The organism is Mycobacterium sp. 050128, assembly GCF_036409155.1.
GTDB lineage: Bacteria > Actinomycetota > Actinomycetes > Mycobacteriales > Mycobacteriaceae > Mycobacterium.
In genome coordinates, this window is sequence record NZ_JAZGLW010000004.1 from 461,584 (window position 1) to 486,020 (window position 24,437).

The following is a 24,437-nucleotide window of genomic DNA, read 5'->3' on the forward strand; positions in this document are numbered from 1 at the left end:
GTGGCCGAGGCGATACCCATTCGCGGACCCCGGGCCGACCGTGCTCGCCGGGTCGCAGACGTGCTGCGCCAGCAGATTCACGCCGCGGCCTACCCGGACGGTCTGCCCGCCGAAAGCGAACTGGCAGCCGAATTCACCGTGTCCCGCAACACTATCCGCGAGGCGCTGGGCATCCTCAAGCACGAGGGCCTGATCGACCGCGGACCCAAGGTCGGCACCTACGTCGCCCAACGCAAGTACGACCACCGGATCGACGCACTGCTCGGGCTGAAGGAAACCTTCAAGCACATCGGCGAAGTCCGCAACGAAGTGCGTGCCGCCATGCTGGTGGTGGCTCCGCCGGCGGTGGCCAGCCGGCTACAACTCGAGCCCGGCCAGCAGGCGGTGTTCATCGAGCGGCTGCGCTACCTCGGCGACCTGCCGCTGAGCCTCGACCTGACCTATCTGACCCCGGATATCGGAACGCAGATCCTGGATCACCCTGTGGAATACCCCCTCGAAAAACAAGACGTCTTCGCGCTGATCGAGCAGGTGAGCGGGGGCCGGCTGGGCTCGGCATCGCTGGCCCTGGAGGCGATCCCGGCCGATGCCCATTCGGCGGCCACCCTGCAGGTGCCCGACGGCTCGGCGCTGTTGATGCTCGAGCGTCTCACCAGCCTGGCCGACGGCAGGCCCGTCGACCTCGAGTACATCCGGATGCGCGGCGATCGAATCACGATGCGCGGCCACCTAATTAGGAGTAAGCCATGACGTTGGTCAACAACAACCGAGTCGACGTGCCGGTCACGATCGACGAGTCGCTGTGTATCGACGGCTGTACGCTGTGCGTCGACGTCTGTCCGCTCGACGCGCTGGCCATCAACCCCGACACCGGCAAGGCGTACATGCACGTCGACGAATGCTGGTACTGCGGCCCGTGCGCCGCCCGCTGTCCGACCGGTGCCGTCACGGTCAATATGCCGTATCTACTTCGCTGAAATAACCTACAGCCCAGGATCTTTCATGAAACGACGCGCCACTGCGCTGTTGTCGGTCGCGGCCGTGATCATCGCGGTCGTGTCCGGCTGCTCGCTGGAATCACTCTCGGCGTCCTCCGGTGTGGTCAACGTCGTCATCGGCTACCAGTCCAAGACCATCAACACCGTGACCGCGGGGACGCTGCTGCGCGCCCAGGGCTACCTGGAACGCCGGCTCGCCGACATCACCACCCGCACCGGCACCAAATACGCGGTCCGGTGGCAGGATTACGACACCGGTGCCCCGATCACCGCGCAGATGCTGGCCGAGAAGATCGACATCGGCTCGATGGGGGATTACCCCATGCTGATCAACGGATCCAAGACGCAGTCCAATCCGCTGGCGAAGACCGAAATCGTCTCGATCACCGGCTATAACCCCAAGGGCGCGCTGAACATGGTGGTGGTGGCGCCCGGTTCGTCGGCCGCCACGTTGAACGACCTGGCCGGCTCGAAGGTCTCGGCCAGCGTCGGATCGGCCGGGCACGGCACGCTGATGCGGGCCCTGGACAGAGGCGGCATCAAGGGCGTCGAGGTGCTCAACCAGCAGCCGCAGATCGGCGCCTCTGCACTGGAATCGGGTCAGGTACAGGGACTTTCGCAGTTCGTTGCCTGGCCAGGGCTGTTGGTGTTCCAAGGCAAGGCCAAACTGCTGTACGACGGCGCCGAGCTGAACCTGCCCACCCTGCACGGCGTGGTGGTCCGCCGCGCGTATGCGGCGTCGCATCCGGAGGTGCTGGGCGCGTTCCTGCAAGCGCAACTGGACGCCACCGACTTCCTCAACCAGAAGCCGCTGGAGGCGGCCCGCATCGTCGCCCAGGCCAGCGGGCTGCCGCAGGAAGTGGTGTACCTCTACAACGGCCCCGGCGGCACGTCATTCGATGCCACGCTGAAACCTTCGCTGGTCGAAGCGCTGAAAAACGATGTGCCGTACCTGAAGTCGATCGGCGACTTCGCCGAACTCGACGTGGCGGGCTTCGTCCAGGACGCGCCGCTGCGCGCCGTGTTCGGCGCCCGCGGCCGCAACTACGACGGCGCCCAGGCCGCGACCGCCAACCCGTCGCTGCTCAGTGGAGACCCCGCGCAGGCCAGCGAACTCTGGCTGGACGGAACGGATTCCACGCAGACGCTGGCCAATCCGACCAGCCTGCTGCGGGCGGTGCGGGACGCGACCGCCCACGGGGTCACGGTCCGTGCCGCCTATGTCCCCGACGCCGAGCTGGGCACCCGATGGTTCGCCGACATGGCGGTCTGGGTGCAAGACGGCCAGAACTACCTGCCGTTTGGAACCCCGGCCGGTGCGCATCGCTATCTCGCCGCCCATCCCGGCGGCGCCATCGTGAACTACCAACAGGCCCTTGGAGGTTCGGTATGACTGCTTTCCTGACCGGCGATCCGGCAGCCCCGGTCACCGGCCACCTCGTCGACGCGGTCCCGGCGCCCGGCACACCGCGGCGAGTCCCCTCGCCTTGGCAGTGGCGGCTGCTGCGGCTCGCCTCGGTCGCCGCCGCGATCGGCCTGTGGCAGGTGCTCACCGCCGACAAGGTGCGGCTGCTGCTGCGATTCGACACGCTGCCCACCGTCACCGAAATCGTTCACGCGCTGGAGCGCCGGCTCGGAACCTACGAGTATTGGCTTGACCTGGCGCAGTCGTTGATTCGCATTCTCACCGGCTTCGGGCTGGCCGCGGTGATTGGGGTCGCGACGGGCGTGCTGCTGGGCCGTTCCCGGTTGTTCGCCAACACCTTTGGTCCACTCGCCGAGTTGGCCAGGCCCATCCCGGCGATCGCGATGGTTCCGGTCGCGATCCTGCTCTTCCCGACCGACGAGGCGGGCATCGTGTTCATCACCTTCCTGGCGGCCTACTTCCCGATCATGGTCAGCACCCGGCACGCGGTCCGGGCGCTGCCCACGCTGTGGGAAGACTCGGTGCGCACCCTCGGTGGCAACCGGTGGGACGTGCTGAAACAGGTAGTGTTGCCGGGCATCCTGCCGGGTGTGTTCGGTGGCTTGTCGGTCGGCATGGGGGTGGCGTGGATCTGCGTGATCTCCGCCGAGATGATCTCGGGTCGCCTCGGCATCGGCTATCGCACCTGGCAGGACTACACCGTGCTGGCCTACCCGCAGGTCTTCGTCGGGATCATCACGATCGGCGTGCTCGGATTCGCGACAGCGGCGGCCGTCGAAGTCGTCGGCCGCCGGGTCACTAGCTGGCTGCCGCGCGCACAGGAGGAGAGCAGGCGATGACCCTAGAAAATGTCGGTATGAGTCTCGAACTGGATCGAGTCCGCCTGTCCTACAACGGAGATCCGGTGATCGACGGGCTGAGCCTGTCCGTGCGCCCCGGCGAGATCCTGGTGCTGACCGGTCCCTCGGGATGCGGCAAGTCGACGGTGCTGCGCGCCCTTGCCGGCCTGCTACGCCCCGATGCCGGCCGCGTGCTGGCCGACGGCGCCGACGTGACCACCACGTCGGGCGACCGGGGCATGGTGTTCCAGGACAACGCCTTGCTGCCGTGGCGCACCGTGCGGTCCAACATCGAGTTGGCCCTGCGGCTTCGAGGCGTGCCGCGATCCGGGCGCCGCGCGGAGGCCGACCGCTGGATCGCCGAACTCGGCCTCACCGGCTTCGGCGACTACCTGCCCAAGAGCCTGTCCGGCGGCATGCGCCAGCGGGTGCAGCTCGCCCGCGGCCTGGCGGGGACGCCGCGCGCGGTGATGATGGACGAGCCGTTCGGCGCGCTGGACACCCAAACCCGTAGCGCCATGCAGCGGTTGCTGATCGACACCTGGAGCGCTCATCCGACCACGATTGTCTTCGTCACGCACGACGTCGACGAGGCGCTGCTGCTGGGTGACCGCATCGCCGTGCTGGGCAAGGCCGGCCGGCCGCCGCGCGCCCTGATCGACGTGCCGGAGCCGCGAGTCGACCGGCAGCGCAGCGCACTGCGCTCCGAAGTCATTGCCGCCCTGGACCATTCGGGGGTGGCGGCCTGATGGAGATTCCCGATGTGACGCCGGTGCGCCTGGACTGTGACGTGCTGGTCATCGGCGGTGGGACCGCCGGAACGATGGCCGCACTGTCGGCCGCCGAGAACGGCGCGCAGGTCCTGCTGCTGGAGAAAGCTCACGTGCGGCATTCCGGTGCGCTGGCGATGGGCATGGACGGGGTCAACAACGCCGTCATCCCGGGCAAGGCCGAACCGGAGGACTACGTCGCGGAGATCACCCGCGCCAACGACGGAATCGTCAACCAGCGCACCGTCTATCAGACGGCCAGCCGCGGATTCGCGATGGTGCAGCGACTCGAGCGTTACGGGGTGAAGTTCGAGAAGGACGAGCACGGCGAGTACGCGGTGCGCCGAGTGCACCGTTCGGGTTCCTACGTGTTGCCGATGCCCGAGGGCAAGGACGTCAAGAAGGCGCTGTACCGGGTGCTGCGGCAACGGTCGATGCGCGAGAAGATCCAGATCGAGAACCGGCTGATGCCGGTGCGGGTGCTGGTCGACCCCGAGGACGGCGGCCGTGCCGTCGGGGCCGCGGCATTGAACACGCGCACCGGCGAATTCGTCGCGATCGGCGCCAAGGCGGTGATCCTGTCGACCGGGGCGTGCGGCCGGCTCGGGCTGCCCGCCTCCGGCTACCTGTACGGCACCTACGAGAACCCGACCAACGCCGGCGACGGGTACGCCATGGCCTACCACGCGGGCGCCGAGCTGTCCGGCATCGAGTGTTTTCAGGTCAACCCGCTGATCAAGGACTACAACGGCCCGGCCTGTGCGTATGTGGCGAATCCGTTCGGCGGCTACCAGGTCAATGCCGACGGCGAGCGGTTCGTCGACTCCGATTACTGGTCGGGGCAGATGATGTCGGAGGTCAAGAGCGAAATCGACTCCGCACGCGGACCGATCTATCTCAAGGTGTCGCACCTGCCGGATGAGACGCTCACCGCGCTGGAAAACATCCTGCACACCACCGAGCGGCCCACCCGGGGCACGTTCCACGCCAATCGCGGCCACGACTATCGCACTCACGACATCGAGATGCATATCTCCGAAATCGGGTTGTGCAGTGGACATTCCGCGTCCGGAGTCTGGGTCGACGAGCATGCCCGAACCACGGTGCCGGGGCTGTACGCCGCAGGCGACCTGGCGTGTGTCCCGCACAACTACATGATCGGGGCCTTCGTGTTCGGCGACCTCGCCGGCACGCACGCCGCCTCGACACGCTCGGAAGTGGCTGCGCCACAGCAACTCCCGGAGGATCAACTCATCGAAGCGCACGAGTTGATCTACCGGCCGCTGCGACACCCGGACGGGCCGCCGCAGCCGCAGGTCGAGTACAAGCTGCGACGGTTCGTCAACGACTATGTGGCCCCGCCGAAGACGGCGGCCAAGCTGTCGATCGCGGTGCGCACCTTCGACCGGATGCGAGACGAGATCGCCGGGATGGGGGCCCGTAATCCGCACGAGCTGATGCGCGCCGTCGAGGTGTCGTTCATCCGGGACTGCGCCGAGATGGCCGCGCGATCCTCGCTGACCCGGACCGAATCCCGTTGGGGCCTCTACCACGAACGCGCCGACATGCCGGTCCGCGACGACAGCGAGTGGGGTTATCACCTGAACCTGCGCAAGGGGGCGGGAGGCGAGATGCTCTTCCTCAAGCGTCCCGTGGCCCCCTACCTGGTTTCGGTTCCTGAGCTGGACGCTCTGCCGCCGGTGGACCAGACGGTGCACGAGGTGCAGCAGCCACCGCTGGTCGGCGGCAAGGCCCCGGCCACCGTAGGCTCGCGAATCGCCACGCCGGCAACCACATTCGAGCCGCCGTCACCGCGAATCGCCGAGGTGCTCGCCCTCGAGGAGCCGACGATCGCAGACCTGCAGCCGTATCTGGCCGACGCCGACCCCGGGGTGCGCCGCACCGCCGTGGCGACGCTCACCGAGTACATTCCCGACGGCTATGCCCCCGCGCTGTTCGCCGCGCTCGACGATGCCGATCCCGGGGTGCGCCGCACCAGCGCCGAGGGGATCCGCGAACTGGTCGAGGTGCTGCCGGACCCGGCCGGTGCCGAGCCCTATCTGCAATCCCACGACACGGTGGTGCGGGCCGCCACCGTCTACCTGCTGTCCGCCCGCCGGGCCGGCGCGGCCGGCCAATACCGCCGCGCGCTCGACGATCCCGACCATCGGGTGCGGATCGAGGCGGTGCGCGCGCTGGTTTCGGTCGACGACGTCGACGGGGTCCAGGCGGCCACCCGCGACGAGAGCCGGGAGGTCCGTATCGCCGCGGCCGCCGGCCTGGCCACGCTACGTTCCGGCGTCGCGGCCGTCAGCGCGTTGATCGCCGATGCCGATCCGTTGGTGCGCGCGGCCGCACTCGCGGCCCTCGGCGAATTAGGCTGCAGTCAAGAGGATTTCGCTGCCGTCGAGCGTGCGTTGCAGGCGCCGGCGTGGCAGATCCGCGAGGGTGCGGCTCGGGCGCTCAAGGGCGCCGCGCCTGTACTGGCGGTACCGCGACTGGCCGATGCGCTCTCCGATGCACACCTCGACGTGCGCAAGGCGGCCGTGCTCAGCCTGACCCGCTGGGCCGACCAGGACGCGGCCCGTGACGCGCTGGGCATCGCGCTCAAGGACAGCGACGCCGACGTGCGAGCCTATGCGCGCCGGGCGTTGGACGTCCAGAACGCGTAGTCGGCGACGCGCACGCTCAGCGCAGGGCCATGCCGTAGAGCAGGGCGTCCCGCGGCTCGGGTCCGATCGTGGGGTAGACGGCGTGGCGATCCAGCCGGGCCTCCTGCACAAATCCGGCCCGCTCCAGCAAGTGCGCCGACCGCACGTTGTCGACCGCGCAGGTCGCCCAGACACGCAGCAGCGCGGGGTCGGCACGCAGCGCGCTCAGCAGCATGTCCAGCGCCTCGGACATCAGACCCTTGCCCCACCACTTGCGGCCGATGCAGTAGCCGATCTCGACCGAGTCGGGCGCCGAACGCCGGCAGCTGGTCAGTCCGATGACGTCACCGCTGTGCCGCAGCTCGAGGGCCCAGGTTCGCTCTTCGTCACTGGCGTTGAGTTTCTCGGCGATCACCCGCCGCGTGGTCGCCACGTCGGGATGGGGGGACCACAGCAGATACTTGGTGACCGCACGATCGCGGGCGACCCGTTGGTACAGCGTGCCGGCATCCGCGAGCGTGGGCAGCCGCAGGACGAGCCGCGGGCCGACGATGCGATCGGGTGGGTGGTCGGCCACGGTGCTAAAGGTCGAGTGCTTGATACGTGCGGCGGACGAATTTCGGTTGTACCGCTTGCAGTTTCGCGAGCGTGGTGTTGCCGGCCACGGCCGCCGCAACGTCCGCGGACATGTCCGGCATGTTCTGGACCAGATACAGCAGAACCAGGTCGGCGGCCGGGTCGGCCTGCCACCACGTCCCGTACGCGCCGGGCCAGCTGAACGTCCCGAGCCCGCCCGGCCCGAACAGCGGGGCGCTCTTGGCCGGATCGGTCACCACCGACAGGTTGAGCCCGAACCCGCGGCCGACCCAGTACGGCGCGCCCAGGAAGTCGTGCCGCTTGTGCTCGTCGGTGAGCCGGTCGGTCCGCATCAGGCGCACCGATTCGGGGGACAGGACCCGCACGCCGTCGACCGTCCCGTCGCCGAGCAGCATCCGCACGAACCGGAGGTAGTCGTCGGCCGTCGACAACAATCCGCCGCCGGCGTTGGGGAAGCTGGGCGGCGTGATGTGCGGCGGCCCCATCACGTCATGGTGCAGCCGGCTCTGTCCGTCGAGCCGGTACATGGTCGCCGCGCGGCGGCGGCCTTCCGGGGATACGGAGAATCCCGTGTCGGGCATGCCGACCGGGCCCAGCACCCGTTCGTCGAGGACCTGGTCGAACGGCTTGCCGTCGATGCGCGCCGCGATGAGGCCCAGCAAGTCGATGGAATGGCTGTAGGTCATCCGTTCGCCGGGTTGATGCACCAGCGGGAGCTTGGCCAGCTCGCTGACCCACACGTCCGGGCCCTGGTTGAACGGCAGCCGCAGGTAGGCCCGCGAGATCGGCCCGGATACCGAGAATCCGTAGGCCAGGCCGCTGGTATGGGTCAGCAGATCCTCGATCAGGATCGCTCGGTTGACGGGGTGGGTGCGGTCCAGCGGACCGTGCCGGTCGTCGAGCACCCGCAGGTCGGCCAGCTCCGGTACCCAGTGCGCGACCGGGTCTTTGAGCGTCAGCTTGCCCTCGTCGACCATGCTCATGATCGCGGCCACCGCGACCGGTTTGGTCATCGATGCGATGCGAAATAGCGTGTCCCGCTGCATCGGCAAGCCGGCGCCGACGTCCCGGTGACCGATCTCGTTGACCTGCAGGACTTCTCCGTGCTGCCATACCACCGTGACCGCACCGGCGAGCAGTCCGGCGTCGCACGCCTCGCGGATGGAGGTCTGATTGACATCGAGATTCACCCGGTCAGGGTAGCCCGCGCCGAGTTAGCCGTTGTGCGCGCGTAGGTCCCAGGACCCCTGTTGGCGCACCGGATGTTGCGGCTGAACAAAGGAACGGAGGTGACGGCGCGTCTGGTGATCCGGTGGCCCGGCGTCGCCGTCGGTATGTTTGCCCCGCGTGTAATCGCCCTGCCACTGGACTTGCTCGCCGGCGGCGAGCCGCGCCAGCTGCTCGATTTGCCTTGCCTTGCTGCGGGAGCCGAGAAAGACCTGATACTTGCGGTGTAGTTCGGCATCGGACTCGATGTTCTTGAGTTCGGGCGCGAACTCTTCGAGCTCGCCGCGGCGTTGCGGGACGATCATGCAGATCGGCTCGTCGGCCTCGAAACGCACCGGCATCAGTTTGCGGGTGAATTTCCAGCTCATGCTGAAACTGGCGCTTGCCCAGTCGGTTTCGACGATGCCCTCCAGCGCGCAGACGGCGTCCTTCGGATAGTTTGCCGGACCGCGGACCAACAGGTTGTACCCCGGGGGAGTGCGAAACAGCATCGGCAGATGCCAGGTCATGATGCCGTTGCCGAAGTGGCTGGTGGGCAGCAGCTGGCCGCTGTGGCGCTGATGGGGTGTGATGATCACGTCCGCGCCGTCTTCCTGACCCATCCACGTCGCGGTGAACGCGCACGGATTGCGCAGCTCCCAGCCACTTTGGTTCGCGATCAGCATCGGCAGACACCGATTCGGCCAACCGGTACGGGTCTTCGACATCTCCGGCATCCACGTCCGGCTGATCGGCGCCGGAACAATCGGGGGCGCGTTGTCACGGGTAGTGAACCCGATCAACGGACGTGGCGTGCCGTTGGGCGTGTCACTCACTTCCGCCAGAGTAAAAGGGCAACCTGGGAATTCCCCAAAACCCGCGTTACGCCCGGTCAGCGCGGGACAACACCCGTTGCCAGCTCATTTCGCCAGTGCGATCCGACCCAAAAGCGCTGTGCGCCTTGGCTGTCAGCGGGCTACCGCTGCTTCTCGTCGGGTGGCTGAGCAAATGGACGAAGGCGGCGACGAGTCTGGTGATCCGGCGCCCCGTCCTCTCCGTCTCGGTGTTTGCCTCGGGTGTAGTCGCCCTGCCAGTCCACTCGTTCACCGGCGGCGACCCGCGCCAGTTGCTCGGCGTGCTTTGTCGCGTCACGTTCGCGAAGGAACAACTCGTGTTTGCGCTGTAACTCTTCGTCGGCCGCGATGGGCCTGATTTCGGGCGCGAACTCTTCGAGCTCGCCGCGGCGCTGCGGGACGATCATGCAGATCGGCTCGTCGACCTCGAATCGCACCGGCATGGATTTGCGGGTGATTTTCCAGTTGATACTGAAACTGGCGCTTGCCCAGTCGGTTTCGACGACGCCCTCCAGCGCGCACACGCCGTCTTTGGGATAGTTTGCCGGTCCGCGGACCAACAGGTTGTAGCCCGGGGGAGTGCGAAACAGCATCGGCAGGCGCCAGGTGAAGATGCCGTTGCCGAAATGGCTGGCGGGCAGGAACTGATCGGCGATGTAACGATCGGGTTCGATCATGACGTCCATGCCCTCTTGGGCGATCCAGGTGGCGGTGAACGCGCATGGATTGCGCAGCTCCCAGCCGCTTTGGTTGGCGATGAGCATCGGCAAACACCGACTGGGCCAACCCTTGTCCGCCTCTGACTGCGCCGTCATCCACGCCCGGCTCGCCGGTGCCGGGGTAATCGGCGGCGCGTTGTCGCCGGTGATGAACCCGATCAGCGGTCGGACCGGCTCGTCGGCGTTGTCACTCACGCGAGTCAGATTAGCTGCGACCCATCGCCATGCCCACGGCGCATGGCGCCGCCGCGCTGCAGGCCTGAGATTTCATAACGGTTTCGGTTGAGCAAAGTTGCTGCAGCTTACCCGCGATGCGCGGACCACTATCTCCGGTCCGGCTATAGCGTTGGTCGTATGGCCGAACTTGTCAGAGATGTGAAGCGCTGTCGCACAGCGCTTCACGTAACCGTGTCGGCAGTGCTGGTTGCCGTCCTCGGACTCGCCATCGCCCCCGAGGCCCGGGCGGCTGCGGCCATGGCGACGTTGCAGGTGGAACATACGTGGCAGACCGGTTTCATCGCCAACTTCAGCGTCACCAATCCGAACATGTCGCCGATGGCCGACTGGAGGCTTGACTTCGACATGCCGGCGGGACAATCCGTCCTGCACGCGTGGAATAGCACCGTTACCCAATCCGGCACGCACTATGTGGTCACCCCAGCGAACTGGGATCGCGAGATCGCGCCGGGCGGTACGGCCACGGGTGGCTTCCGGGGCGTGTTGAGCGGTACCTACACCCCGCCGTCGAATTGTGTGGTCAACGAGCAATATCCCTGCACCGTGGGGTAGCCGTCGAGCGTCATTCGGCGGTGGGTGCACTCGCCGCGTACTCGGAGGCCGGACGCTGGGGCGCCGCGGATGGGCCAGCGGGCCGCGGCGCGGCGTGGGTGCGGACCTGGCGGGGCCACCAGAACCAGCGGCCCAGCAGTGTCGCGGCGGCCGGCATCATGAATGAGCGCACGATCAGGGTGTCGAACAACAAACCGATCATGATCGTGGTGCCGATTTGGCCGACGACGCGCAGATCGCTGGTCCCCATCGCACCCATCGTGAACGCGAACACGAGGCCGGCGGTGGTGACGACGCCGCCGGTGCTCCCCATCGCCCGGATCATTCCCGTCTTGAGTCCCGCGTCGATTTCTTCCCGGAACCGCGCGGCCAGCAGCAGGTTGTAGTCCGATCCGACGGCCAGCATCACGATGATGGCCATCGCGAGCACCAGCCAATGCAGCGGCATGTGCAGCATGTGCTGCCAGATCAGCACCGACAGCCCGAACGACGAGCCCAGCGAGATCGTGACCGTTCCCACGATCACCGCGGAGGCGACCACACTTCCGGTGATCGCCAGCATGATCATGAAGATCAGGCAGAGTGACGCGACCGCGGCGATCATCAGGTCGTACATGGACCCGTCGCGCTCGTCTTTGTCGGTGGACGCCGTGCCCGTCAGATAGATGTTGGCGGCCGCCAGGGGAGTCCCCTTCACGGCCTCGTCCGCGGCCTGCCGGATGCCGTCGATATGTGAAATCCCCTCGGCCGTCGCCGGATCGCCCTTGTGGGTGATGAAGAACCGCGCCGAGCTGCCATCGGGGGACAGGAACATGCTCAGTCCCCGCTTGAAGTCCGGATTTTCGAACGCTTCGGGCGGCAGGTAGAAGAAGTCGTCATTCTTGGCGCCGTCGAAGGCCTGTCCCATCACGGTCGCGTTGCGGGTCAGCGCGTCCATCTGCGTGATCAAACCGGAGAAGGTGCTGGTCGCCGTCTGAGCGAGATCCTTGACGGTCTGCATCGCCGCGATCAGCGGAGGCATCTGCGCCAGCATCTGCGGCATGATCTCGTCGAGTTGATCGGTGTGGTGTGCCAGGTTGCCGACGTCCTCGCTGAGCCGGTCGATGCCGTCGACCCCGTCGAACAACGACCGCAGCGACCAGCACAGCGGAATGTCGAAACAGTGTCGCTCCCAATAGAAATAGCTTCGGACCGGCCGCCACAAGTCTTCGAAATCGGACAGGTGATCCCGCAATTCACCGGTCGTGTCCCGCATCTGCCTGGTATCGCCCGCCATGCCATGCGTCACGTTCGCCAGCTGCCGTGTCAAGTCCTGGATGTGCAACGAGACATCGATCATGTGCTGCAGCTCGGTGGTCATCCGGGACATGTCGGCCACCCGATTCCGCAGATTCTTGAGGTTCTCGATCGTGACGGCACTTTGCGCGCTGATCTGGAACGGGATCGAGGCATGGTCGATCGGCGAGCCCAGCGGCCGGGTAATGCCCTGCACCCGCGCGATACCGGGCGTGTGGAAAATGCTGCGAGCAATCCGGTCCAGGACCAGCATGTCCGTCGGGTTGCGCAGGTCGTGATCGGCCTCGATCATCAACAGCTCGGGCTCCATGCGGGCCGCCGGGAAGTGCCGGTCCGACGCCTGGAAACCGATGTTCGACGGGGTATCGGCCGGCAGGTAGTAGCGCCCGTTGTAGCCCGTCTGATAGCTCGGCAGGGCGATCAGACCGATCAGCGATACCAGGATCGACGCGACGAGCACCGGGCCGGGCCACCGGACGACGATGGTGCCGATCCGGCGCCAACGCCGGGTGCTCACATTACGTTTGGGATCGAACGTTCCGAGTCGGCCGGCGACGACGATGACGGCCGGCGCCAGCGTGAGCGAGGCCACGATCACCACCAGGACGGAGATCGAACACGGCCACCCGAGAGTGTTGAAGACCGGAAGCCGAGTGAAACTCAGGCAATACATCGCCCCGGCGACGGTCAGCCCGGACGCCAGGATCACGTGGGCCGTTCCGTGAAACATGTTGTAGTACGCGGCGTCTCGGTCCATGCCCGCTGCGCGGGCCTCCTGGTAGCGGCCGATCAGGAAGATGACGTAGTCCGTTGACGCTGCTATCGCAAGTGCCACAAGCACATTCACGGCGAAAGTGGATAGGGCGATGACGTCGTTGTTGGCCAGTGTGGCGATGACGCCCTCGGCGGTGAGCAACTCAACGCCCACCGTCAGCAGCACGAACAGCACGGTGGTCAGCGAGCGATACGCGATGAACAGCATCAGCGCGATCACGACCACGGTGATCAGGGTGATCTTCTCCAGGCTGCGGTCGCCATAGGTATGGGTATCGCCGTTGAGCGGACCCGGACCGGTCACGTAGGCCTTGATCCCGGGCGGCGGCGGCACGCTGTCCACGATGCGTTCGACGGCGACGACGGATTCGTTGGCTGCCGAGCTGCTTTGATCGCCGGCGAGGTACAGCTGGACATAGGCGGCTTTACCGTCGGCGCTCTGCGATCCCGCCGCGGTCAGGCTGTCGCCCCAGAAGTTCTCGACATGCTCGACGTGAGCCTTGTCTTCGGAGAGTTTGGCGATCAGCGTGTCGTAAAACCGATGTGCGCTGTCGCCCAGCTTGTCTCGGCCCTCCAGCACCACCATCGCAGTGGTGTCCGAATTGAACTGCTGAAAATTCTTGCCGATGCGCTTCATCGCGATCAGGGATGGCGCATCGTGGGCGCTGTACGAGACGGCATGTGTTCCGGCGACTTCGGACAGCAACGGGGTCGCGGTGTTCAGCACGGCGCACAGTGCCACCCAGAACAGGATGATCGGCAGCGCCAGCCACCGGATTGTCCGGCCGGCGGCAACCGCGCGCCCGCCGTCGCTCATGCGGACTTCACCAGGCAGCTGGTCGCGGCGTCGTGTGAGCTGACGTTAAGTTCATCGCGCACAACACCATTGACGGTGATGCGGCATCCGAGGCTCGCGCTGTCGCCCTGCGCCACTACGTTGGCCACCACGGCACTGAGCGTGGTATCGATGCGCAGCGTCCAGGGCACCGTCGCGTTTTCGACCTCGCGCGGCTGCGCGTCGGCATCCAGATAGTGGATGCTTGCCGTAGCGCCCGGCGGGCCGAAGATCTCGTAGACAACGTGCTTGGGATTGAACGCGACGATCGCGTCGGCATTGCTCTTGTCTGAATCATGTTGATGTGAACCGAAAACCCCGTGCAGCCGAGAAACGATGATGGTACCGACCGTCACCACGACGACCATGACGATCGGTACCCAGATGCGTCGGAGAATGCCGGTCATAGAGCCGTCATCGAGCCAGTCGTGCGCGCAGGGCCCGCACGAATCCGCGGGCGAGGTCCGCCAGGTCGCCATGAACCCACACCACCAGAGCGTCGCCCTCAGCGAACCCCGGGTTGAGTTCGGCGTAGAACCGCACGTCGGGTTCGTGGTCGAGCCGGCGCAGGCGCGACACATCGCGCGGCACCCCGACACCCCGTACCACCCAGGGGCCCTCGCCCACCGGGACGTAGTGCCGGCGCTCTCCCAGCGCACGCACCAACGCTTCGACATGGGCAGGCGTCGGGGTGGTGCGGCTCGGGTACAACCGGGGCATCGTCAGCGCGAATCGGCGGTAGACCGCCGCGGTGGTGCACCGGGTCATATACCCCACCCGCAGGCGTGGATTACGCAATTTGGTGATCAGTCCCTCGCGGAGCAGAAAGAGCGCTCCCGAGGCTCCACCGTGATACCCCGGGCGGAAGAACATGCCCCCGCACAACGCCGCATGGATGCGACCGCAGTGTTCGATCTTCTCGGTGCTGGCGTAGCAGAACCCCGCGAGCTCGTCCTGCGCGCCGTAGAAGAGCGCGAGGCGAACTTCGCCGGCACCGAAGACCGCCAGCCGCTCGAATTCGTCACTCGTGCAGCCGCGCATCGTTTCGGAGTAGATGGCGTAGAGCCGATCGACCAGTGCGGCTCGCTGCCCGGGCTGCAGCGATTGCGATCGCAGGTACCGCCTGCGGACGATCGCTTTGGCCGCGGTGGGGGGCTGCGGAGTGCTGGGAGCCATGACGTGCGCGCAATCGATCTGGCCCGGCGGTGCCGTGGCACACGACTCAATAGCATGCGAACTCGCGCTGCGCATGGAAACTCCTATTCGGATTTAAAAAAGGCGGACAAGTGAGGGGTTTGCTCGCCCGCGCTAGGAATCCTTGCATTAGGCGCGAAGGTTTGCAACTGATAATTCTTGGTGAATTCACGTCGTCGCGTTAATGAAGTCGGCGGCGGAATGCGCTTGCATCGGCCTTCGTCGCGGCCGCGGCCACGACGGCTTGAAAACCGTTTATTGCCAGCTGAATTTAGATAACGGGCATCGACGTGGCCCGGCGCGCGGCATCCTCGAGCCCGATGATTAGCCCGTTAAACTACTTGTCGATCGTTGGTAACCGGGTATTCCGCTGGTATTGCCCTGAGTGGCTGCGAATTCTCGCTGTTGTACGTAGATTGAACAGGTTAGCTATTCATGTGTATTGCGCCGTATTGCGATTATTCGGTGAAGCGCGGATAGCCATTTTTGTTTCGGCGAAGTAGCGCGGTCATCACAGCCCGCCCCGGAGCACCGGGCGCGTCCCCCGTCGTCGGGCGAGCCGCGAAATGCTACGCTGCCCGACAGTCGACATCCTTTAACGATCCGTCCGGAGAGGCGGAGAAGGAGGTCAGGGTTTCGCATGAGTGCCGCGGGTGATTCCGCATCCGGCCGCGAATTGATGTCGGCGGCCGACGTCGGCCGAACGATTTCCCGTATCGCCCATCAGATCATCGAAAAGACCGCGCTCGATGGTCCCGACGCGCCACGCGTGGTGCTGTTGGGTATCCCGACCCGCGGGGTGACTCTGGCCGCGCGGCTGGCCGCCAACATCGGTGAATTCTGCGGCGTCGACGTCGGTCATGGCGCGCTCGACATCACTTTGTACCGTGACGATTTGATGACCAAGCCGCCCCGGCCGCTGGAGGTCACCTCGATCCCCGCCGGCGGCATCGACGACGCACTCGTGATTCTCGTCGACGACGTGTTGTATTCCGGTCGCTCGGTGCGCTCCGCGCTCGACGCGCTGCGCGACGTGGGCAGACCGCGAGCCGTACAACTGGCGGTCCTGGTCGACCGCGGCCACCGCGAGCTGCCGGTGCGCGCCGACTACGTGGGTAAGAACGTGCCGACCGCGCGCAACGAGAGCGTGCACGTGCAGCTGCGCGAGCACGACGATCGCGACGGCGTCGTCATTGGGAGGGACTCCGAATGAAGCCAGAGTCATGACCAGACATCTGCTGGCCGCCGGCGACCTCAGCCGCGACGACGCCACGGCGATCCTCGACGACGCCGACCGGTTCGCCCAGGCGCTGGTCGGGCGCGAGGTCAAGAAACTCCCCACCCTGCGCGGGCGCACCGTGGTCACGATGTTCTACGAGAACTCCACCCGCACCCGGGTGTCGTTCGAGGTGGCCGGGAAGTGGATGAGCGCCGACGTGATCAACGTCAGCTCGTCCGGGTCGTCGGTGAGCAAAGGGGAGTCGTTGCGCGACACCGCATTGACGCTGCATGCGGCCGGTGCCGACGCGCTGATCATCCGGCATCCGGCCTCTGGGGCCGCGCACCTGCTGGCCGACTGGACCGCGCACTCCAACAGCGAACACGGTGGCCCATCGGTGATCAACGCCGGCGACGGCACCCACGAACATCCGACGCAGGCGCTGCTGGACGCGCTGACCATCCGCCAGCGCCTCGGCGAGATCGAGGGCCGGCGCGTGGTGATCGTGGGCGACATCCTGCACAGCCGGGTCGCGCGCTCCAACGTGATGCTGCTGGCCACGCTCGGCGCCGAGGTGGTGCTGGTGGCGCCGCCGACCCTGCTGCCGGTTGGTGTCGACGGCTGGCCGGCCACGGTGTCCTATGACTTCGACGCCGAGCTGCCCGCCGCCGACGCCGTGCTCATGCTGCGGGTGCAGGCCGAGCGGATGAACGGCGGGTTCTTCCCGTCGGTGCGCGAATATTCGGTGCGCTACGGCCTTTCGGACCGGCGCCAGGCCATGCTGCCCGGCCACGCCGTGGTGCTGCACCCCGGCCCGATGGTGCGCGGCATGGAGATCGCGTCCTCAGTCGCGGACTCGTCGCAATCCGCGGTGCTGCAACAGGTTTCCAACGGCGTGCACGTGCGGATGGCCGTGCTGTTCCACGTACTGGTGGGGGCGGAGGACATCGCGGCATGAGCGTGCTGATCCGCGGCGTGCGGCTCTACGGTGAGGGTGACCGGGTCGACGTCCTCGTCGATGACGGGCAGATCGCCGAAATCGGCCCGGGCCTGGCCATCCCCGACACCGCCGACGTGATCGATGCGACCGGCCAGGTGCTGCTGCCGGGATTCGTGGACCTACACACCCACCTGCGCGAGCCCGGCCGCGAATACGCCGAGGACATCGAAACCGGTTCAGCGGCAGCAGCTTTGGGCGGATTCACGGCGGTGTTCGCGATGGCGAACACCAAACCGGTGGCCGACAGCCCGGTGGTCACCGATCACGTCTGGCACCGCGGCCAGCAGGTCGGCCTGGTGGACGTGCACCCCGTCGGGGCGGTCACCGTCGGGCTGGCCGGCACCGAGCTCACCGAGATGGGCATGATGGCCGCCGGTGCCGCACAGGTGCGGATGTTCTCCGACGACGGCAACTGCGTGCACGATCCGCTGATCATGCGCCGCGCCCTGGAATACGCCACCGGGTTGGGCGTGCTGATCGCCCAGCATGCCGAGGAGCCGCGGTTGACCGTCGGCGCGGTGGCGCACGAGGGGCCCACCGCCGCCCGGCTCGGACTCGCGGGATGGCCCAGGGCCGCCGAGGAATCGATCGTCGCGCGTGACGCGCTGCTGGCCCGCGACGCCGGAGCTCGTGTGCACATCTGCCACGCCTCCACCGCGGGCACCGTCGAGCTGCTGAAATGGGCTAAGGGCCAAGGTATTTCAATCACCGCCGAGGTGACGCCGCATCATCTGCTGCTCGACGACACCCGGCTGGCCGGCTACGACGGGGTGAACCGGGTAAATCCGCCGCTGCGTGAGGCGTCCGACACGGTCGCGCTGCGTCACGCACTGGCCGACGGGGTAATCGACTGTGTGGCCACCGACCATGCCCCGCACGCCGAGCACGAGAAATGCTGTGAGTTCTCCGCGGCCCGCCCCGGCATGCTCGGGCTGCAGACGGCGCTGTCGGTGGTGGTGCAGACGATGGTGGCACCCGGGCTGCTCAGCTGGCGCGATGTCGCCCGGGTGATGAGTGAAAACCCCGCGCGCATAGTCGGATTGCCCGATCACGGCCGGCCGCTGGAAGTGGGGGAGCCGGCCAACCTGACCGTGGTGGACCCGGATGCGACCTGGACGGTCACCGGGGGTGAGCTGGCCAGCCGCTCGGCCAACACTCCGTACGAGTCGATGACCTTGCCGGCCACCGTGACGGCCACGCTGCTGCGCGGAAAGCTCACCGCCCGGGATGGGAAGAGCCCCGCATGAACTCGTCAACGCTGGTGGGGTCGCTGATCTTCGCGGCCGTGCTGGTGGTGGTGATCGCGGTGGTGATCCAGCTGATGATGCTGGGCTGGCGCCGACGCGCCCGGCGCCAGGACGAGCTGATCGGTAACCTGCCCGGCGTGCCCGACATGGTGGGCGCGGCGACGACGACACTGCGCGGCGTCTACCTCGGTTGCACCCTGGCGCCGGAGTGGAACGAACGGATCACCTCGGGGGATCTCGGGTATCGCAGCAGGGCGGTGCTGAGCCGCTACCCCGAGGGAATTCTGCTGGAACGCAGCCGCGCCAACCCGATTTGGATTCCCCAGCAAGAGATTACCGAGGTACGCACCGAGCGTGGCATGGTCGGCAAGGTCGGCGCCCGCAATTCGATACTGGCGATCCGATGGCGGCTGCCGTCCGGTGTCGAGATCGACATCGGGTTCCGGGCCGGCAATCGCGACGAATACAACGGCTGGCTCGAGGAGGCTGCATGACGGCGTGCGCCGACGATGCAGCGCGGAGTAATGAGGAGGAGCGGCGCCCATGACTAAGGCGCAACTGGTACTCGAGGACGGTCGCGTCTTCACGGGTAGGCCGTTCGGAAAGATCGGCCAGACCCTCGGGGAGGCCGTCTTCTCCACGGGCATGTCGGGCTATCAGGAGACACTGACCGACCCCAGCTATCACCGACAGATCGTGGTGGCCACCGCGCCGCAGATCGGCAATACCGGCTGGAACGGCGAGGACGCCGAAAGCCGGGGTGACAAGATCTGGGTCGCCGGTTACGCGGTCCGGGATCCGTCGCCGCGCGCCTCGAATTGGCGTGCCACCGGGACGCTCGAGGACGAGCTGATCCGCCAGCACATCGTCGGGATCGCCGGCATCGACACCCGCGCGGTGGTGCGCCATCTGCGCAGCCGCGGCTCGATGAAGGCCGGGGTGTTCTCCGGTGACGCGCTGGCCGAGCCGGACGAGTTGCTGGACCGGGTGCGCGACCAGCAGTCGATGCTCGGCGCCGATCTGGCCGGCGAGGTCAGCACCCCGGGCGCCTACGTCGTAGAACCCGAAGGGCCGCAGCGATTTACGGTCGCCGCCCTGGACCTGGGAATCAAGACCAACACGCCGCGCAACTTCGCGCGGCGCGGAATCCGCAGCCACGTGCTGCCGGCGTCGGCCACCTTCTCCCAGATCGCCGACCTGCACCCGGACGGGGTGTTCTTGTCCAACGGGCCCGGCGACCCGGCCACCGCCGACCATGTCGTCGCGCTCACCCGCGAGGTACTGAACGCCGGAATCCCGTTGTTCGGCATCTGTTTCGGCAATCAGATCCTGGGCCGGGCGCTCGGCCTGTCCACCTACAAGATGGTCTTCGGTCATCGCGGCATCAACATCCCGGTCATCGACCACGCCACCGGGCGGGTCGCGGTGACCGCGCAGAACCACGGCTTCGCACTCGAGGGGGAGGCCGGCCAGCGGTTCGACACGCCGTTCGGCCAGGCGATCGTCAGCCACACCTGCGCCAACGACGGAGTGGTGGAGGGTGTCAAACTGCTTGATGGACGGGCATTTTCGGTGCAATACCATCCGGAGGCCGCTGCCGGCCCGCACGATGCCGAGTATCTCTTCGACCAATTCGCCGACCTGATGGCTTCCCAAGACAGCGGAAGGGGCCGCTAGTGCCACGTCGCACCGACCTCAATCACGTGCTGGTGATCGGCTCCGGGCCGATCGTCATCGGTCAAGCCTGCGAATTCGACTACTCGGGCACCCAGGCATGCCGGGTGCTGCGGGCCGAGGGCCTGCAAGTCAGCCTGGTGAACTCCAACCCCGCCACGATCATGACCGACCCCGAGTACGCCGACCACACCTACGTCGAACCCATCACCGCCGCCTTCGTGGAGAAGGTGATCGTTCAGCAGGCCGCACGCGGCAACAAGATCGATGCCCTGCTGGCGACCCTGGGCGGGCAGACCGCGCTCAACACCGCGGTCGCGCTGTACGAGAACGGGGCACTGGAGCGCCACGGCGTCGAGCTGATCGGGGCCGACTTCGACGCCATCCAGCGCGGCGAGGACCGGCAGATGTTCAAGGACATCGTCGCCAAGGTCGGCGGTGAATCCGCGCGCAGCCGAGTGTGTTTCACGATGGATGAGGTCCGGGAGACGGTCGAAGAGCTCGGTCTGCCGGTCGTCGTGCGGCCCAGCTTCACGATGGGCGGCCTGGGTTCGGGCATGGCGCGCTCGGTCGAGGAAGTCGACCGGATGGCCGGCGCCGGGCTGGCCGCCAGCCCCAGCGCCAACGTACTGATCGAGGAATCGATTTACGGCTGGAAGGAATTCGAGCTCGAGCTGATGCGCGACGGCAACGACAACGTCGTGGTGGTGTGCTCGATCGAGAACCTCGACCCGATGGGCGTGCACACCGGCGACTCGGTGACCGTCGCGCCGGCCATGACGCTGACCGACCGGGAATACCAGCGGATGCGCGACCTGGGCATCGCGATCCTGCGGGAGGTCGGCGTCGACACCGGCGGCTGCAACATCCAGTTCGCGATCAACCCGACCGACGGCCGGCTGATCGTCATCGAGATGAACCCGCGGGTATCCCGTTCCAGCGCACTGGCTTCCAAGGCCACTGGCTTCCCGATCGCCAAGATCGCCGCCAAGCTGGCCATCGGGTACACCCTCGACGAGATCGTCAACGACATCACCAAGGAAACCCCGGCCTGCTTCGAACCCACCCTGGACTACGTCGTGGTCAAGGCGCCGCGGTTCGCCTTCGAGAAGTTCCCCGGGGCCGACCCCACCCTGACCACGACGATGAAATCCGTCGGCGAGGCGATGGCGTTGGGCCGCAACTTCGTCGAGGCGCTCGGCAAGGTGATGCGCTCGCTGGAGACCGACCGCGCCGGCTTCTGGACGAAGCCCGACGACGAGGGGACCGTCGAGGAGGTGCTGACCCGGCTGCAGACGCCGACCGAAGGCCGGCTGTATGACATCGAGCTGGCGTTGCGGCTGGGCGCCTCGGTGGAGCGGGTCGCCGACGCCGGCGGGGTGGACCCGTGGTTCGTCGCGCAGATCGGCGAGCTGGTGGCGCTGCGCGCGGAGCTGGCCGACGCCCCGGTACTCGACTCCGATCTGCTGCGCCGCGCCAAGCACAGCGGGTTGTCGGACCGCCAGATCGCGGCGCTGCGACCGGAATTGGCCGGGGAGGACGGCGTGCGCTCGCTGCGTGAGCGCCTCGGCATCCACCCGGTGTACAAGACGGTGGACACCTGCGCGGCCGAGTTCGAGGCCAAGACGCCCTACCACTACAGCAGCTACGAACTCGACCCCGCCGCCGAGACCGAGGTCGCCCCGCAGACCGAAAAGCCCAAGGTGCTGATCCTCGGCTCGGGGCCGAACCGGATCGGGCAAGGCATCGAATTCGACTACAGCTGCGTGCACGCGGCAACCACGTTGAGCCAGGCGGGTTTTGAAACCGTGATGGTCAACTGCAACCCCGAGACGGTGTCCACCGACTACGACACCGCCGACCGGCTCTACTTCGAGCCGCTGACCTTCGAGGATGTCCTCGAGGTGTTTCGCGTCGAAGCGGAATCGGCCGCCGGCGGCCCGGGCGTGGTGGGCGTCATCGTGCAACTCGGCGGTCAGACCCCGCTCGGGCTGGCCCAGCGGCTCGCCGATGCCGGCGTTCCGATCGTGGGCACCCCGCCGGAGGCCATCGACCTGGCCGAGGATCGCGGCGCCTTCGGTGACGTGCTGAGTGCGGCGGGACTGCCGGCCCCCAAGTACGGCACCGCAACGACTTTCGCGCAGGCCCGCCGGATCGCTGACGAGATCGGCTACCCGGTGCTGGTGCGGCCGTCCTACGTGCTGGGCGGGCGCGGCATGGAGATCGTCTATGACGACGAGACGCTGAAGAGCTACATCACCCGCGCCACCCAGTTGTCGCCCGAGCACCCGGTACTCGTCGATCGCTTCCTCGAGGACGCGGTCGAAATCGACGTCGACGCACTGTGTGACGGCTCCGAGGTCTACATCGGCGGCATCATGGAGCACATCGAGGAGGCCGGCATCCATTCCGGCGACTCGGCTTGCGCGCTGCCGCCGGTCACGCTGGGCCGCAGCGACGTCGAAAAGGTCCGCCGGGCGACCGAGGCCATCGCGCACGGCATCGGTGTGATCGGGTTGCTCAACGTGCAGTACGCGCTCAAGGACGATGTGCTCTACGTCCTGGAGGCCAACCCGCGGGCCAGCCGCACCGTGCCGTTCGTGTCCAAGGCCACCGCGATCCCGCTGGCCAAGGCGTGTGCCCGGATCATGTTGGGCACCACCATCTCCCAGCTTCGGGAAGAGGGAATGTTGGCGGCCACCGGGGACGGGGCCAACGCCGCCCAGAACGCTCCGATCGCGGTCAAGGAGGCGGTGTTGCCCTTCCATCGGTTCCGTCGCGCCGACGGGTCGGCCATCGATTCGCTGCTGGGCCCGGAGATGAAATCCACCGGCGAGGTGATGGGCATCGACCGGGACTTCGGTACCGCCTTCGCCAAGAGTCAGACCGCCGCGTACGGATCGTTGCCGGCCGAAGGCACGGTGTTCGTGTCGGTCGCCAACCGTGACAAGCGATCACTGGTGTTTCCCGTCAAGCGCCTGGCCGACCTCGGCTTCCGGGTACTGGCCACCGAAGGCACCGCGGAGATGTTGCGCCGCAATGGAATTCCCTGTGACGAGGTGCGCAAGCACTTCGAGGCGCCGCAGCCCGGGCGCCCCGAGATGTCGGCGGTCGACGCGATCAGGGCCGGGGAGGTCGACATGGTGATCAACACGCCCTACGGGAACTCCGGTCCGCGCATCGACGGATACGAAATCCGTTCCGTCGCAGTGTCGGTCAACATTCCCTGCGTGACGACCGTGCAGGGTGCATCGGCCGCCGTGCAGGGCATCGAGGCCGGCATCCGCGGTGATATCGGGGTGCGTTCGCTACAGGAGCTGCACAGCGTGATCGGACGCGGCGTCCCGACCGAAAAGGACGCTCGATGACCGGGTTCGGCGTCCGGTTGGCCGAGGCCAAGGCACGCCGCGGGCCGCTGTGCCTGGGCATCGACCCGCACCCCGAGCTGCTGCGGGCGTGGGAGCTGCCTGTCACCGCCGACGGTGTCGCCAAGTTCTGCGACATCTGTGTGGAGGCCTTTGCCGGCTTTGCCGTCGTCAAGCCCCAGGTGGCCTTCTTCGAGTCGTACGGCTCGGCCGGCTACGCGGTGCTGGAACGCACGATCGCCGCGCTGCGCTCGGCCGGGGTGCTGGTGCTGGCCGACGCCAAGCGCGGGGATATCGGCACGACGATGGCGGCCTACGCCACGGCCTGGGCCGGCGATTCACCGCTGGCCGCCGACGCCGTGACCGCCTCGCCGTACCTGGGGTTCGGCTCGTTGCGCCCGCTGCTGGAAGCCGCCGCAGCGCACGACCGCGGGGTGTTCGTGGTGGCGGCGAGCTCCAACCCGGAGGGTGCGACCGTGCAGCGTGCCACCTTCGACGGCCGCGCGGTGTCCCAACTGGTCATCGACCAGGCGGCGGTGGTCAACCGGTCGTCGAACCCGAACGAGCCCGGGTACGTCGGCGTGGTCGTGGGCGCGACGGTTTTCGAGGCGCCCGACGTCAGCGCGCTGGGCGGGCCGGTGCTGGTTCCGGGCGTCGGCGTGCAGGGTGGCCGTCCCGAGGCCCTGGCGGGCCTGGGCGGGGCCGCTGCGGGCCAATTGCTGCCCGCGGTGGCACGCGAGGTGCTGCGGGCCGGACCGAGCGTCTCGGACCTGCGCGCGGCGGGCCAACGAATGCTGGACTCCGTCGCCTATCTCGGCGTGCAATAGCGGGTCGGTCGGCGCCCCGGGTTAACAGCGTCGGAATCTTTCGCCACCGACTTCCACCCGACTACCAGGTGTTTGTCCGCGCCGCGACACGCGCGACACGCCACGGCAAATCGTGATCCCCCGCACGAGGCCCTGCGGCTATCCATCGGCGTCCATC

The 24,437-nt window shown here is 67.2% G+C and carries 21 protein-coding genes; 14 read left to right on the forward strand and 7 right to left on the reverse strand.

All coding sequences use genetic code 11. The features are described from left to right. Genes SKC41_RS25665 through SKC41_RS25690 form a run of 6 tightly spaced genes read left to right on the forward strand, consistent with a single transcriptional unit; the run spans position 1 to position 6,705 of the window. On the forward strand, positions 1-750 hold the full coding sequence (locus SKC41_RS25665; protein WP_330980488.1) for a GntR family transcriptional regulator: 750 nt from the start codon (positions 1-3) through the stop codon (positions 748-750). After that, on the forward strand, positions 747-977 hold the full coding sequence (locus SKC41_RS25670) for a 4Fe-4S dicluster domain-containing protein (protein WP_090601524.1): 231 nt from the start codon (positions 747-749) through the stop codon (positions 975-977). The genes SKC41_RS25665 and SKC41_RS25670 overlap by 4 nt, the downstream gene beginning before the upstream one ends. Before the next feature lie 25 nt (positions 978-1,002). After that, positions 1,003-2,391 carry an ABC transporter substrate-binding protein gene (locus SKC41_RS25675; protein ID WP_330980489.1) on the forward strand — a complete coding sequence of 463 codons (1,389 nt, stop codon included), beginning with the start codon at positions 1,003-1,005 and terminating at the stop codon, positions 2,389-2,391. After that, positions 2,388-3,263 (forward strand): ABC transporter permease, encoded by an 876-nt coding sequence (locus SKC41_RS25680; protein WP_330980490.1) that lies wholly within the window; start codon positions 2,388-2,390, stop codon positions 3,261-3,263. The genes SKC41_RS25675 and SKC41_RS25680 overlap by 4 nt, the downstream gene beginning before the upstream one ends. Further along, positions 3,260-4,012, forward strand: coding sequence for an ABC transporter ATP-binding protein (locus SKC41_RS25685; RefSeq protein ID WP_330980491.1), 753 nt, complete (start codon positions 3,260-3,262; stop codon positions 4,010-4,012). Before SKC41_RS25680 ends, SKC41_RS25685 begins: the two co-directional genes overlap by 4 nt. Then, positions 4,009-6,705 carry a fumarate reductase/succinate dehydrogenase flavoprotein subunit gene (locus SKC41_RS25690; RefSeq protein ID WP_442931804.1) on the forward strand — a complete coding sequence of 899 codons (2,697 nt, stop codon included), beginning with the start codon at positions 4,009-4,011 and terminating at the stop codon, positions 6,703-6,705. The genes SKC41_RS25685 and SKC41_RS25690 overlap by 4 nt, the downstream gene beginning before the upstream one ends. A 16-nt stretch (positions 6,706-6,721) precedes the next feature. Here SKC41_RS25690 and SKC41_RS25695 read toward each other — a convergent pair whose 3' ends face one another. The 4 genes from SKC41_RS25695 to SKC41_RS25710 all read right to left on the reverse strand — a co-directional run bounded on the left by SKC41_RS25695 (position 6,722) and on the right by SKC41_RS25710 (position 10,255). Continuing rightward, positions 6,722-7,261, reverse strand: coding sequence for a GNAT family N-acetyltransferase (locus SKC41_RS25695; protein ID WP_330980493.1), 540 nt, complete (start codon positions 7,259-7,261; stop codon positions 6,722-6,724). A 4-nt stretch (positions 7,262-7,265) separates the two neighbouring features. Further along, entirely contained in the window at positions 7,266-8,471 is a 1,206-nt protein-coding gene (locus SKC41_RS25700; RefSeq protein WP_330980494.1) for a serine hydrolase domain-containing protein, read from the reverse strand. 24 nt (positions 8,472-8,495) lie between these two features. Continuing rightward, positions 8,496-9,323: a DUF6065 family protein gene (locus SKC41_RS25705; protein ID WP_330980495.1), complete on the reverse strand. Its 828-nt coding sequence runs from the start codon at positions 9,321-9,323 to the stop codon at positions 8,496-8,498. A gap of 140 nt (positions 9,324-9,463) precedes the next feature. After that, positions 9,464-10,255 carry a DUF6065 family protein gene (locus SKC41_RS25710; protein ID WP_330980496.1) on the reverse strand — a complete coding sequence of 264 codons (792 nt, stop codon included), beginning with the start codon at positions 10,253-10,255 and terminating at the stop codon, positions 9,464-9,466. 159 nt (positions 10,256-10,414) lie between these two features. On the opposite strand from SKC41_RS25710, the gene SKC41_RS25715 reads away from it, so the two are divergent. Next, complete coding sequence (locus SKC41_RS25715; protein WP_330980497.1) at positions 10,415-10,849, forward strand: cellulose-binding domain-containing protein; 435 nt, start codon at positions 10,415-10,417, stop codon at positions 10,847-10,849. A gap of 10 nt (positions 10,850-10,859) precedes the next feature. Here the strand turns inward: SKC41_RS25715 and SKC41_RS25720 are convergent, their stop codons facing one another. Genes SKC41_RS25720 through SKC41_RS25730 form a run of 3 tightly spaced genes read right to left on the reverse strand, consistent with a single transcriptional unit; the run spans position 10,860 to position 15,005 of the window. Next, positions 10,860-13,736: an MMPL/RND family transporter gene (locus SKC41_RS25720; protein ID WP_330980498.1), complete on the reverse strand. Its 2,877-nt coding sequence runs from the start codon at positions 13,734-13,736 to the stop codon at positions 10,860-10,862. Beyond that, a complete protein-coding gene (locus SKC41_RS25725; RefSeq protein ID WP_330980499.1) occupies positions 13,733-14,161 on the reverse strand; it encodes an MmpS family transport accessory protein in 429 nt (142 codons plus the stop codon). The genes SKC41_RS25720 and SKC41_RS25725 overlap by 4 nt, the downstream gene beginning before the upstream one ends. A gap of 7 nt (positions 14,162-14,168) precedes the next feature. After that, positions 14,169-15,005, reverse strand: coding sequence for a hypothetical protein (locus SKC41_RS25730; RefSeq protein ID WP_330980500.1), 837 nt, complete (start codon positions 15,003-15,005; stop codon positions 14,169-14,171). Positions 15,006-15,588: 583 nt separating this feature from the next. Between SKC41_RS25730 and pyrR the strand changes: the two genes are divergently transcribed. The 7 genes from pyrR to pyrF are packed head-to-tail and all read left to right on the forward strand — an operon-like array spanning position 15,589 to position 24,280. Beyond that, positions 15,589-16,161 (forward strand): bifunctional pyr operon transcriptional regulator/uracil phosphoribosyltransferase PyrR, encoded by a 573-nt coding sequence (pyrR, locus tag SKC41_RS25735; RefSeq protein ID WP_330980501.1) that lies wholly within the window; start codon positions 15,589-15,591, stop codon positions 16,159-16,161. A 10-nt stretch (positions 16,162-16,171) separates the two neighbouring features. Next, positions 16,172-17,125, forward strand: coding sequence for an aspartate carbamoyltransferase catalytic subunit (locus SKC41_RS25740; protein WP_330980502.1), 954 nt, complete (start codon positions 16,172-16,174; stop codon positions 17,123-17,125). Further along, on the forward strand, positions 17,122-18,414 hold the full coding sequence (locus SKC41_RS25745; RefSeq protein WP_330980503.1) for a dihydroorotase: 1,293 nt from the start codon (positions 17,122-17,124) through the stop codon (positions 18,412-18,414). Before SKC41_RS25740 ends, SKC41_RS25745 begins: the two co-directional genes overlap by 4 nt. Beyond that, positions 18,411-18,908, forward strand: coding sequence for a PH-like domain-containing protein (locus SKC41_RS25750; RefSeq protein ID WP_330980504.1), 498 nt, complete (start codon positions 18,411-18,413; stop codon positions 18,906-18,908). Before SKC41_RS25745 ends, SKC41_RS25750 begins: the two co-directional genes overlap by 4 nt. Positions 18,909-18,957: 49 nt before the next feature. Next, on the forward strand, positions 18,958-20,091 hold the full coding sequence (gene carA / locus SKC41_RS25755; RefSeq protein WP_330980505.1) for a glutamine-hydrolyzing carbamoyl-phosphate synthase small subunit: 1,134 nt from the start codon (positions 18,958-18,960) through the stop codon (positions 20,089-20,091). Then, positions 20,091-23,456, forward strand: a complete 3,366-nt coding sequence (carB, locus tag SKC41_RS25760) for a carbamoyl-phosphate synthase large subunit (protein WP_330980506.1) — start codon at positions 20,091-20,093, stop codon at positions 23,454-23,456. The genes carA and carB overlap by 1 nt, the downstream gene beginning before the upstream one ends. Continuing rightward, positions 23,453-24,280, forward strand: coding sequence for an orotidine-5'-phosphate decarboxylase (pyrF, locus tag SKC41_RS25765; RefSeq protein WP_330980507.1), 828 nt, complete (start codon positions 23,453-23,455; stop codon positions 24,278-24,280). The genes carB and pyrF overlap by 4 nt, the downstream gene beginning before the upstream one ends. Positions 24,281-24,437: the final 157 nt, after the last annotated feature.